Consider the following 12020-nt stretch of genomic DNA (forward strand, 5'->3'; position numbering starts at 1 on the left):
GTGCTGCGCTCGTCGTGGGAGCGAGCGACGCAGCGCGCTCCGGGCGCTTTCCGAGCGCAGGCCAGGCGCTTGCGGAGCTTTTGCCGAGAACATCGATCGAGCGTCGCAGCGGAGCACGCGACCTGCTCGGAGGACATCACGCACCTGGCGGCACCGGCTCAGCCTGTTCGCCGACGTTCCCCTGCGCGCGCTGGCGCGACAGCTCGGCGGATCGATCCCCGGACCGGCATCGCGCGCTCGACCTGCACCGCGCCCCGTGCGTTCAGGGGCGCAGGCGACGCAGTCCCGGGCTCGAGGCCGCTCGCCGCCCGGGAGCAGGAATCGAAGGCATCTCGTTGACATGTCTGTTCGAGCTTGCTCGTATGGCGTGGCGAGGGCATCGGGTCTCACCTCCGCCCTGGCCCCGCGAGGCGACGAGATGTTCTCGGTGATCATCAGCGAGAAAGGGGGCGCGGAGCGCCGCGAAACCTTCGACCGGACAGAGATCAACGTCGGCCGCGTGCAGGGCAACGACCTGATGCTGCCGAAGGGCAACGTGTCGAAGCGACACGCTCGGCTGCTCTTCCGCGACGGGCGCTTCATCGTCACCGATCTCAAGAGCACGAACGGCACGTACGTCAACGGCCGGAAGATCGCTCAGGCGACGATCGTTCGCGAAGGCGACAAGATCTACATCGGCGACTTCGTGCTGCGGATCGAGACGGCGGCGGTCGGGACGGCCCCTCCGGACAGCACGGCGCCTCCGCGCGCGCCGGAAGAGATGTCCGGCGAGCCGGGACCTCTGCCCGATCGCGGGCCGCCGCCGTCCGCCGAGAAGGGGCTGCACCGGTCGGCGCCGTTGCCGCTGATCAACGAGCGGGGCGAGCCGTCGCGCACCAGCCAGGGCGTGATCAGCCACTTCCCCCTCGAGAACGATCCGGACGAGTCGGTCGACGCGGCCGCGGCCATCCCCGTCCCCGGTCCGCCGCGCATCCCCTCACCTCGTCCGCCCCTCACGCCGGGCTCGCAGGGCGGTGCGTCCGTGCCGCCGCTGCCTGCGCACCCGGCGATGACCACCGCACCGCCGGCGCGCGACGGCCGCGCCGTCAACGCCGCCACCCCGCCCCCCCAGGCGCCGCGCCCGTACGCGACCGCGACCCCGCTGCCGGCACAGAGCGCGACGAGCACCGCCGCGGTGTCGCCGCAGGGCGCCTCGAACGTCGCCGTCCATCCGAGCGTGGTCCCCATCCCGAGCCGGCGCGCCATCCCACCCGTCTCGGATCGGGTCGACCGGGGACAGGGCGACTCGACGCAAGCCGTGGCGCACCGCCGGGCGCTCGGGCGCCTGATGGACCGGCTCGCCGACGTGGTCGACCTCACGCCGCTCGACAGCGGCGCGCCGCCGGACAGCGCGCTCGCCCAGCGCATCGCGCAGGCGACCTCCGCGGGCGCGGAGGCGCTCCGCGCGGCGGGCGAGCTCCCCCCCGAGATCGACGTCGAGGCGCTCGTGGCCGACGCGCAGCGGGAGCTCCTCTCGCTCGGCCCGCTCGACCGCTTGCTCGAAGACGCCGAGGTGAGCGAGATCCAGGTGTTCCGGTACGACCACGTGATCGCGATGCACGGGCGCAGGCGCGTCATCGCGGAGGTCGGGTTCAGCAGCGAGCGCGCGGTCGGCCGGGCCATCCGCCGGCTCTGCATGGCGGCCGGCCAGCCGATCGAGGCGGGCGCGAGCTTCGTCGAGCGGACCCTGCCGAAGGGGCGCCGCCTGTTCGCGGTGCTGCCGCCGGCCGCGACGTCCACCCTGGTGATCCGGAAGCCGCAGCGCCCCGACGTCACGCTGGACGACCTGGTGCGCAACGGGACGATCTCGCGCGCGATGGCCGGGCTGCTCGCCCAGTGCGTGCTCGGTCGCGGCAACCTCCTCGTCACCGGGACGCGGGACGCCGGGACGGGCTGGCTGCTCGGCGCGCTCGCTGCCGCGGCGCAGCCCGACGACCGGTTCGTGGTGCTCCAGGAGGAGGACGAGCTGGCCCTCGATCAGCCGAACACGCTGTCCATCGCGCTCGGGGCCACGACAGACGAACGCACCCGGGCCGTGCGGGCGGCCGTACGCATCCGGCCGGAGCGGGTCGTGGTGAGCTCGTTCTCGGGCCACGTCGCGGCCGAAATCGTGGACGCCATCGGCGGCGGCATGGACGGCGTGCTCGCGGCCTCCCGGGCGCCGACGCTGCGGCAGGCAGTGACGAGGCTCCCCGCCGACATCGCCGCGACCCGCCCCGGAATCACGCCGGAGACGGCGCGCGAGTGGCTCGCCTCGTCCTTCGACCTCGCGATCGAGATCGCGCTGCTCCGCGACGGTCGCCACCGGGTGCTCCGCATCGCGGAGCTCGCGGTGGAGGGCGGGCAGATCGCCATTCGCGACGTCTTCACGTTCGTGGTCGAGCGGACGGCCGCCGGCGGCGCGCTCGAGGGGACATTTCACCCCTCCGGGCTGGTGCCGGACATCGTGGAAGATCTTCAGTCGCGCGGGGTCAGCGTCGATACGTCGACCTCGTTCCGGCGAAATCGCTAGCGGTTGGCCGCACGAAGGCTGGCCAGCGTGGCCAAGCGGGAAGCACGCGGAGCCCACGCAACACGCGAGATGAGAGCGTCTTGACGGGCGCCAGCTAGGAACGGAGGTTATGATGCTCAGTAGCCATGGCCATCCGCACCATCCTCCACTATCCCGACCCGCGCCTGCGTCAGAAGGCACAGCCGGTCGGGGACATCACGCCCGAAATCACGAAGCTTATCGACGACATGGCCGAGACCATGTACGCGGCGCCCGGCGTCGGCCTTGCGGCCACGCAGATCGGGGAGCCACACCGCGTCTTCCTCGTTGACATCGCCGCAGACAACGAGCCGAGCAACCTCCTCGTGTTCATCAACCCGGAGATCGTGCGGCAAGAGGGGCAGCTGACCGGCCCCGAAGGGTGCCTCTCGTTCCCTGGAATCAGCGAGGACATCAAGCGGGCCGAGCGCGTCACCGTCCGCGCCCGCGGGCGCGACGGCGCGACGTTCGAGATCGCGGCCGACGGCCTGCTCGCCGTGGCCATACAGCATGAGCTCGATCACCTCGACGGCGTGCTGATGATCGACCGGATGGGCACGCTCAAGAAGCGCATCGTCCAGCGGAAGATGCAGAAGCGCGGCGCAGAAGCCGCGAGCTGACCTGCCCGGGCGCGCCGATCAGCTGCGCGCCGGGAAGGCGAGAGGGCCGCTGACGTACGCGTCGCGGCCGCAGAGCTCCCAGCGTGGATCGACGATCCGGGGCGCGTCGCCTGGCGTGTCCGGGCCCGCCCAGTCGACCGCGCCCGGCCGGCCGCGGGGGCCGAGCAGGATCGGGGCGACGAAGGCGTGCAGCTCGTCGGGCAGGCGCGACGCGAGCAGGCTGCCGGCGAGCTCGGCGCCTCCTTCGACCAGGATGGAGACGATCCCCTGTGAGGCGCAGAGGCGCATCGCGGCGGTCACGTCGACCCGGCCCTCGGCCGAGGTTGGGGCGCGCAGGACGACGCAGCCAGCGTCGACGAGCACCTGCTCCGCCTCCTCGGGCGCGTCGGCGCCCGTGAGCACCCAGGTCGGCACCTCCCGCGCCGTCTGGGCGAGGCGCGTGTGGAGCGGCAGCCTGAGCCGCGTGTCGAAGACGAGCCGGATGGGGCTCCGCCCCCCGGGCGCGAGCGCAGGCTCGCGCAGGGTGAGCCGAGGGTCGTCGGCGAGCGCCGTGCCGATCCCGATCGCCACCGCGTCGTGCCGCGAGCGGAGCTCCTGGACCTTGGCGCGCGCCTCGGGGCCTGTGACCCACTTCGAGGCGCCCGTGCGGGTCGCGATGCGGCCGTCCAGCGACAGGGCGAGCTTGAGCGCGATGTGGGGGATGCCCGTCGTGATGAACTTGGTCCAGGGCGCGATCAGCGCGCGAGCCTCGGCGCCGGCGACGCCGAGCTCCACGGCGAGCCCGGCGTCGCTGAGCCGCTGCGCCCCGCCGCCGACCACCGCGGGGTTCGGATCGGGCGCGCCGACGACGACGCGCTTGATGCCGGCGCTCAGAATCGCGTCCACGCAGGGCGGCGTACGCCCCTCATGGTTGCAGGGCTCCAGCGTCACGTAGAGCGTCCCTCCGCGCGCCGCGTCGCCGGCGGCCGCGAGCGCCAGCCCCTCGGCGTGCTCCTCACCAGCGCGCGCGTGGTGCGCGACGGCGACGACCTCCCCCGCGGCGTTCAGCACCACCGCGCCGACCGGGGGGTTCGGCGACGGCATCGCCTTGTGCGCCTCCTCGATGGCGAGGCGCATCATCGCGACGTCGAGCTCGGGATCGGGGCTGGGGGGCTTCGCAGACATCGAAGTGCCGGATCTACTAGGGCGCCTTGGCCTTCACAAGCTTGCCAAGCTCGACCATGAACTGGTCAATGTCCCGAAAGGAACGATAAACGCTTGCGAACCGGACATAGGCGACCTCATCGAGGGTACGCAGGTGGTTCATCACCCGCTCGCCCAGCTCGGTCGACAAGATCTCCCGCCGCTCGGACTCCTGCGCCTCGCGCTCGATCGCGTCGGCGATGGCCTCGATCTGGTCGGTGGACACGGGCCGCTTGTTGCATGCGATCCGGAGCCCTCGCACGAGCTTCTGCCGGTCGAACGACTCGCGCCGACCGTCCTTCTTGACGACCGTCGGCAGGATGTCCTCGACGCGCTCGTACGTCGTGAACCGGCGCTCGCACGAGGCGCACTCGCGCCGGCGCCGGATCACCTCACCCGCGCCGCCAGCGCGGGAGTCGATGACCCGGTCCTCGAGATGGCCGCAAAATGGGCACTTCATCGAGCCATCCAGCGCGGCGCGCGATCAGCCGTCGAACTGGGAGAACACGAGCGACACGTTGGTGCCGCCGAAGCCGAAGGAGTTCGACATCACGTGCTTCATGCGGCGCTCGCGAGAGGTGAACGGGACGTAGTCGAGGGTGCACTCGGGGTCGGGATCGTCCAGGTTGAGCGTCGGCGGCACCGCGCCGTGTCGCAGCGCGAGGGCGCAGACCGCCGCCTCGACCCCACCTGCGCCCCCGAGCAGGTGGCCCATCGCGGACTTCGTCGAGCTCACCCAGAGGCGCTTCGACGCCGCGTGATCGCCGAAGGTCTTGAGGATCGCCCGGGTCTCCTCGATGTCCCCCTGCGGGGTCGAGGTGCCGTGAGCGTTGATGTAGTCGATCGCGTCCGGCGCGAGCTTGGCGTCTTCGAGCGCCATCTTCATCGCTCGCTGCGCCCCAGCGCCGTCGGGCGCCGGCTTCGTGATGTGGTACGCGTCGCACGAGGCGCCGTACCCGACGACCTCTGCGTAGATCTTCGCGCCGCGCTTCTTCGCGTGGGAGAGCGACTCGAGCAGGAGCGACCCGGCGCCCTCGGCGCAGACGAAGCCGTCGCGTCCCTTGTCCCAGGGGCGGCTCGCCCGCTGCGGCTCTTCGTTGCGCCTCGAGAGGGCGAACATCGCGCAGAAGCCGCCGATGCCGAGGCCGGTGATCGTCGCCTCCGCGCCGCCCGTGAGCATGATGTGCGAGCGACCTCGGCGGATCCACTCGAACGCCTCGCCGAGCGAGTGCGCGCTCGACGAGCACGCGCTCGTGTTGCAGTAGCTCGCGCCCCGCAGGTCGAGCGCCATCGCCACCTGCCCTGCGGCGAGGTTGGCGATGACCGTCGGGATGAAGTAGGGGCTGACCTTGTGGGGGCCCTTCTCGTGCAGCGTGATCGAGTGCTGGAACAGGTACTCGAGGCCCCCGAGGCCGACACCGATGAACGTGCCGCACTGATCGCGGTCCTCGTCGGTGAGCTCGATCCCCGCGTCCTGCATGCACATCTGCGATGCGGCGACGGAGAGCTGGGCGAAGCGGCCCATCTCCTTCACCTTCTTCTTGGGGATGTACTCTTCCGGCACGAAGCCCTTCACCTCGCCGGCGAAGCGCGTAGGAAACGTGCTCGCGTCGAAGAGGGTGATGGGTGCGATACCAGACTGACCAGCTAGCAAAGATTGCCAGGTGGCCTGCGTCCCGAGGCCGTTGGGCGTGACGAGCCCGATACCGGTGATGACAACGCGTTCCATGGCTCTTCTTGCCCTAGCGCCACCACAGAGGTGAGAGCACGTGCATCGGCGAAGAGCAGACCCTTCGCTGGCTCACGCGCCAACCCACCTCCATGGTGACGCCGCGTCCGGTAGGGCGGTGGGGACGCTACTTCTTGTCCTTGGCATTCCTTTCGATGTAGTCAATCGCGTCCTGGACAGTCCGGATCTTCTCCGTGTCCTCGTCCGGAATGTCGATCTCGAACGCCTCCTCAAACGCGAGGACAAGCTCCACCAGGCCCAGCGAATCGGCGCCCAGATCGTCGATGAAACTCGCCTCAGGCTTGATGTCCTTCTCGTCGACGTCGAGCTGTTCCTTGATGATCCGCTTTACTTCGGCCGTGATGTCGCGACCTTCAGCCATGGTATTCCTCCCGGGAAAACGGAACCCCTAGTAGCCCATCGCCATCAGCGTTGCACCATCGAATTACCTGCGACCGCTTTTTTCGTGTGCGCCTGGTTTGCCGCTGTGCGTGACGCCTGGCAGCCGGGGTCCTCAAGCCAACGTTCTCACACGTACATCCCACCGTTGACGCGCAGCGTCTCGCCCGTCACGTAGCTCGCCTCGTCGGAGCATAGGAATGCGATCGCCGCGGCGACCTCCTCTGCTCGGCCCGTGCGCCCGAGCGGGACCATCTTCGTCAGCCCCTCTTTCATCTCCGCGCTGATCGTCGTCGTCATGTCGGTGTCGATGAACCCGGGCGCCACGGCGTTGACGGTGATGCCGCGCCCCGCGTACTCGCGGGCGAGCGACTTCGTCACGCCGAGCAGGGCCGCCTTCGTCGCGGCATAGGCCGTCTGGCCGACGTTGCCCATCTCCGCCACAACGCTGGAGAGGAAGACGATGCGGCCCGTGCGCGCGCGCATCATGACCTTGGTCGCCGCGCGCGCGGACGCGATCGAGCCCTTCACGTTCACGGCGAAGAGGCGATCGAGGTCTTCCTCCTTGATCCGCAGGAGCAGGCCGTCGATCGCAATCCCCGCGTTCGCGACGAGGATGTCCAGCCGGCCAAGGCGCTTCGCCGCCTCGGCGATAGCGGCCTCGGTCGCCGGCAGGTCCGCGACGTCGAACCCGAGCGCCTCGGCCTTCCCGCCGCGCGCGGTGATCGCTTCGACGACCGCGCGCGCCTCGGCCTCTCCGCGCACGTAGTTGACGATCACGTGCGCGCCCTGCGCCGCGAGCGCCTCCGACGCGGCACGCCCGATCCCCCGCGATCCACCCGTGACGATCGCAACTTTGCCCGTAAGGTCGAACATCGATGCCTATGCCTCCGAAAGGAACGCGCTCACGCGCTCAATCCCCGCCATGTCGCTCACGCTGAGCACCTTGATCTGCTTCGTGATCCGCTTCACCAGCCCGGCCAGCACCTTGCCAGGGCCGATCTCGAGGGCGTGCGTCACGCCATCCTCTGCCATGCGCTCGATCGTCCGCATCCACTGCACGGTGCCATCGATCTGGCGCAGGAGGAGCGACCGCACCCGGTCCGGATCGGCGTTCGGCGCGGCGTCGACGTTCGCGATCACGGGGAAGGCGAGCGGCATCAGCTGCGTGCGCTCCAGCTCGGGACGCAAGCGTTCGGCCGCAGGCCGCATCAGCGCGCAGTGGAAGGGAGCGCTCACCTTGAGCGGGATGGCCTTGCCGCCGCGGGCGACGGCGAGCTCGCCCGCGCGCGCGACCGCGCCGGCATGCCCGGCGATCACGATCTGCCCCGGCCCGTTGTAGTTCGCCGGAGCGACCACCTCGCCTTGTGCCGCCTCGGCGCAGATCGCGAGCACCACCTCCTGGTCGAGCGCGATGAGCGCCGCCATGGCCCCCTCGCCCGCCGGTACGGCCTCCTGCATGGCGCTGCCCCGGATCCGGCAGAGCCTCACCGCATCCTCGATCTCGAGCGCGCCGGCAGCGACCAGCGCGCTGTACTCGCCGAGCGAGTGGCCGGCCGCGTACAACGGCGGATCGAGGTTGGGCAGGTGCTCGATGAGGGCCGCGGCCACGGCGCAGCTCGTCGCGACGATGGCGGGCTGGGTGTTGCTCGTCTGCGTCAGCGCCTCCATCGGCCCCTCGAAGCAAAGCCGCGAGATCGGCTCGCCGAGCGCCGCGTCCGCTCGCGCGAACGCGCCGCGCGCGGCCGCCGAGACCTCCGCGAGGGCCTTGCCCATCCCCACCTCTTGCGCGCCTTGCCCTGGAAACAGCCAAGCGATTTTCACGTTTGCCCTCAATTCCAAGCCAGGGAGGCGGACGTCGTCCGTCCCCCGAACCACGTCATGCGGCCGGCGCGCGCGAGACTACCTCAGGCCGGATCGCCCGGCGAGCTCAAGCGAACGCGCAGACCTCGACCTCAACGCGGGCACACGCGCATGGCCCGCTCACATCCGGATGACGGACGCGCCCCAGGAGATGCCGGCGCCGAGCGCGCAGAACAGGACGTTTTGCCCCGGCTTGATGCGCCCGTCGCGCACCGCCTCGTCGAGGGCGATGGGGATCGATGCGCTCGAGGTGTTGCCGTACTCCTCGATGTTGAGCACGAACCTCTCCAGAGGGAGGCTGAGCCGCGCGGCGACCTGGCTGATGATCCGCAGGTTCGCCTGATGGGCGACGACCCAGTCCAGGTCGCCGGCCGCCATGCCCGCCGTATCGAGCGCGATCAGCGAGGCGCTGGAGAGGTTCTTCACGGCGACCTTGAAGATGTCCTGCCCCACCATGTGGACCTTGTTGCGGCTCTGCTCGATGCCCTCGGGCGTCAGCGGCTCGGCTGTGCCGCCGCCCGGGATGACCAGCGAGTTCGCGAGCGTGCCGTCGCTGAAGATCCGCGTCGAGATGATGCCCCTGCCGTCGCCCGACGCAGGCCCGAGCACGACCGCGCCCGCGCCGTCGCCGAACAGGACGCACGTCGTGCGATCCTTCCAGTTCAGGATGCGCGAGAGCAGCTCGACGCCGATCACGAGGACGTGCCGGGCCACTCCGTTCGCGATGAACTGATCGGCGATCGTGAGGCCGTAGACGAAGCCCGCGCAGGCCGCCGAGATGTCGAACGCGGGGATCTCCTGAGCGCCGAGCTTCTGCTGCACGTACACGGCGCAGGAGGGCATCGGGGTGTCGCCGCTGATCGTCCCGACGATGATCATGTCGAGGTCAGCCGCCGAGAGCCCGGCGGCCTCCAGCGCAGAGCGGCCGGCCGCGGCGGCCATGTCGCTCGTGAGCTCTCCCTCGGCAGCGATATGACGTCGACGGATCCCCGTTCGCTCGCTGATCCAGCTGTCGGAGGTGTCGACGATCTTCTCGAGATCGGTGTTGTGCACGACTCGGGCGGGCGCGTAGCTACCCGTCCCGAGGATGCGGCTCCTCGGCTGCGGGGAGCTCATGCGACGGCCCCTCGCGCGTCCGCGCGAGCCGGCGCCGCGCCCAGGTGCGCGGGCGCAGCGTTCGCGCGCGCCGGCGCACCCGCGCCCGTCATGAGGCCGCGGTCGCCTTGGTCGCCTTCGCCTTGCGCCCGTTGTAGTGCCCGCATGCGCCACAGGCGCGGTGCGGGAGCCGGGCTTCCCCGCAGTTCTCGCAAGAGACGAGCTGGACGGGGGTCACCTTGTCGTGGTTGGCGCGCCGCATGTCGCGCTTGCTGGGGGTGGTTTTCCTCTTGGGGACGGCCACGGAACTACTCCTTCTTGGTCTTCTTCTTCGGTGTCCCGGCCTTGGCCGGGGGGGGCGATGCAGGTTGCGCGCGCCTGTCAGAGCCGCTGGGCTTCTGTCCAAGCTTCTCTCGGAGCGCGCTGAGCGGCGCGAGCCGCGGGTCGAGGCCTGGAGTGGCCTCATCCTCCTCCGCCGCCCCGCGGACGAGGGACGAGGAGCCGCCTTCGCGGTCCTCTCGGGACGCGGCAGGACCGATACCCGGGCAAGCCTCCGAGCACAAGGGGAAGTTCGGCATCTCGAGGAGAATGGCCTCGCGGATGAACGAATCGAGCTCGACCGTCTCGCCGTCATACGTGTCGACGTCGGCCTCGTCCGCCGTGAACTCGTACTCCGGCTCCTTCACCTTGCTGGCCCCAGGCTTCGCCGCGCCGTTGCGGGCAGCGTCGTCCCGCCGGTGGCCGTGACCGTGGCCGTGGCCGTGGCCGTCCGCCTTCGGGGCAGGACGCAAGAGGAGCGAGAGCTCGGCGTCGATGTCCAGCGCGGTAGGGGCAAGGCACCGCGCGCAGGGCGTGGCGACGGGCGCCTTGACGCGGCCGCGCACGACGATCTCGTTCCCCGTCCGCGAGAGGCGGGCCGAGAGGTGACCTGGCGCGCGCCCGGTGACGTCGGCGTCAGCGAGCGCCGTGTTCATCCAGTCGAGCGGCAGCGGCATGTCCAGCGAAATACCGGAGATGTCGATGTCATTGGCAGAGACGGCAAACTGGGACATGGGGTTCCGGGCCAGTGAAAGCGGAGCGTTTAGCGCGGGGTGCGTTGGCTCGCAAGAACGACCGGCGGCCGCCGTCACATCAGGCTGCATGGTAGCGTCGCCCGCGCATGGACCGTAGCGCCACGCCCGAGGCCCGGCCCCCGCTGCCGCCGGGCTCCGCCGATCGGCGGCCGGAACCTTCAGGGGAAGCACGGCGCGCAGGCCGCCGCGCAGCGGTCGCGATCGCCCTCTACGCGCTCGTGACGCTCGCGTACGCCGCGAGCTCCTCCCGCGAGATCTTCGCGGCCCACACGCCCTACAACCACTACGCGCTGCTCGCGGAGGCGTGGCTCCACGGCCGCCTCGATCTCGGCGGACCGCCTCCGGCGCACGCGGGCGGCAACGACTTCGCCGTATTCGACGACCGCTACTACGTCAGCTTCCCCCCCTTCCCCGCGGTCCTCATCGCGCCGCTCGTCAAGCTCGCCGGCGGCGCGGAGCGCGTGCGCGACGGGCAGTTCTTCCTGGCCTTCGCCGGCGTCGGGCCCGCTGTCCTCTTCCTCGCGCTGGAGAAGCTCTCGGCCTCGCGCCGCAGCCACCGCACGCAGGCCGAGAACGTGGCGCTCTCGCTGCTCTTCGCGCTCGGGAGCGTCTACTGGTTCAGCGCGGTGCAAGGGACGGTATGGTTCGCGGCGCACGTCGTCGGCGTCGCGCTGGCGTGCGTCTATCTCTACTGCGCGCTCGAGGCCGCCCATCCGCTCGCCGCGGGCCTCGCCCTGGGCCTCGGCTTCGCGACCCGCACGCCGCTCGGCTTCGCCCTGCCGCTGTTCTTGTTCGAGGCGCTCCGCGTGGACCGCTCGGACCCGCGCGCCCTCGTGCGCCGGCTCGCCCTGTTCGCCGCGCCGGCGGCGCTCGTGCTCTCGGCGCTGCTCTGGCACAACCACGCGCGCTTCGGCGACGCGGCCGAGTTCGGCCACCGGTACCTCCACATCGCGTGGCGCGCGCGGATCGAGAAGTGGGGGCTCTTCTCGTACCACTACCTGCCGCGCAACCTCGCGGTGGTGCTCACCGGCCTGCCGTACACCCACGTGCAGGGCGCCCCCTTCCAGATCAACGCGCACGGGCTCGCGCTCTGGGTGACCACGCCGATCTACGCGTGGGCCCTCTGGCCCCGACGCACGCCGCCCCCGTTCTGGGCGCTCGCCGCCACGGTGTCCGCGGTCGCGCTGCCGAGCCTCCTCTACCAGAACACCGGCTGGCTCCAGTTCGGCTACCGCTTTTCCAACGATTTCGCCCCGTTTCTCTTCGCGATGATCGCCGTCTCCGGACGCCGCTTCAGCGCGCCGTTCTACGCCCTCGGCGCGGCCGCGATCGCCGTCAACGGGTTCGGCGCGCTCACGTTCCAGCGCGCGGGCTTCGAGCGGTTCTACTTCGTCGAGCGCACCCAGCGGGTCCTGCACCAGCCCGACTGAGGCCGCTCGCGCCTCCGCGCCGCCGCGACAAGCACGCTCCTCCTCCTCAGGACGGCCGGA

General features: G+C 70.8%; 12 protein-coding genes. 3 read left to right on the forward strand and 9 right to left on the reverse strand.

Going from position 1 to position 12020, the window contains the following annotated elements; genetic code table 11:
* The first annotated feature begins 418 nt into the window (after window positions 1–418).
* Complete coding sequence (locus WMF46_RS20850) at window positions 419–2551, forward strand: ATPase, T2SS/T4P/T4SS family (protein WP_437987195.1); 2133 nt, start codon at window positions 419–421, stop codon at window positions 2549–2551.
* Window positions 2552–2676: 125 nt separating this feature from the next.
* Window positions 2677–3189: a peptide deformylase gene (gene def, locus WMF46_RS20855; RefSeq protein WP_437300843.1), complete on the forward strand. Its 513-nt coding sequence runs from the start codon at window positions 2677–2679 to the stop codon at window positions 3187–3189.
* Window positions 3190–3207: 18 nt separating this feature from the next.
* Here the strand turns inward: def and ribD are convergent, their stop codons facing one another.
* The 9 genes from ribD to WMF46_RS20900 all read right to left on the reverse strand — a co-directional run bounded on the left by ribD (window position 3208) and on the right by WMF46_RS20900 (window position 10509).
* Window positions 3208–4353, reverse strand: coding sequence for a bifunctional diaminohydroxyphosphoribosylaminopyrimidine deaminase/5-amino-6-(5-phosphoribosylamino)uracil reductase RibD (gene ribD / locus WMF46_RS20860; protein ID WP_437987196.1), 1146 nt, complete (start codon window positions 4351–4353; stop codon window positions 3208–3210).
* Between the two features lie 16 nt (window positions 4354–4369).
* Window positions 4370–4831 (reverse strand): transcriptional regulator NrdR, encoded by a 462-nt coding sequence (gene nrdR, locus WMF46_RS20865; protein ID WP_012236442.1) that lies wholly within the window; start codon window positions 4829–4831, stop codon window positions 4370–4372.
* A 24-nt stretch (window positions 4832–4855) separates the two neighbouring features.
* Window positions 4856–6100, reverse strand: a complete 1245-nt coding sequence (fabF, locus tag WMF46_RS20870) for a beta-ketoacyl-ACP synthase II (protein ID WP_437987197.1) — start codon at window positions 6098–6100, stop codon at window positions 4856–4858.
* A 127-nt stretch (window positions 6101–6227) separates the two neighbouring features.
* Entirely contained in the window at window positions 6228–6482 is a 255-nt protein-coding gene (gene acpP, locus WMF46_RS20875) for an acyl carrier protein (RefSeq protein WP_012236444.1), read from the reverse strand.
* A 146-nt stretch (window positions 6483–6628) separates the two neighbouring features.
* Window positions 6629–7375, reverse strand: a complete 747-nt coding sequence (gene fabG / locus WMF46_RS20880) for a 3-oxoacyl-ACP reductase FabG (RefSeq protein WP_437987198.1) — start codon at window positions 7373–7375, stop codon at window positions 6629–6631.
* Between the two features lie 6 nt (window positions 7376–7381).
* Window positions 7382–8323 (reverse strand): ACP S-malonyltransferase, encoded by a 942-nt coding sequence (gene fabD / locus WMF46_RS20885; RefSeq protein WP_437987199.1) that lies wholly within the window; start codon window positions 8321–8323, stop codon window positions 7382–7384.
* 159 nt (window positions 8324–8482) lie between these two features.
* Window positions 8483–9478, reverse strand: coding sequence for a beta-ketoacyl-ACP synthase III (locus tag WMF46_RS20890; protein WP_437554284.1), 996 nt, complete (start codon window positions 9476–9478; stop codon window positions 8483–8485).
* 88 nt (window positions 9479–9566) lie between these two features.
* Window positions 9567–9761, reverse strand: coding sequence for a 50S ribosomal protein L32 (rpmF, locus tag WMF46_RS20895; RefSeq protein ID WP_012236448.1), 195 nt, complete (start codon window positions 9759–9761; stop codon window positions 9567–9569).
* Window positions 9762–9765: 4 nt separating this feature from the next.
* Window positions 9766–10509 carry a YceD family protein gene (locus WMF46_RS20900; protein ID WP_437987200.1) on the reverse strand — a complete coding sequence of 248 codons (744 nt, stop codon included), beginning with the start codon at window positions 10507–10509 and terminating at the stop codon, window positions 9766–9768.
* A gap of 107 nt (window positions 10510–10616) precedes the next feature.
* Between WMF46_RS20900 and WMF46_RS20905 the strand changes: the two genes are divergently transcribed.
* A complete protein-coding gene (locus tag WMF46_RS20905; protein ID WP_437987201.1) occupies window positions 10617–11960 on the forward strand; it encodes a hypothetical protein in 1344 nt (447 codons plus the stop codon).
* The last annotated feature ends 60 nt before the right edge of the window (window positions 11961–12020 follow it).

This window comes from Sorangium sp. So ce117 (assembly GCF_051524395.1).
In the GTDB taxonomy this organism is placed as follows: domain Bacteria; phylum Myxococcota_A; class Polyangia; order Polyangiales; family Polyangiaceae; genus Sorangium; species Sorangium cellulosum_B.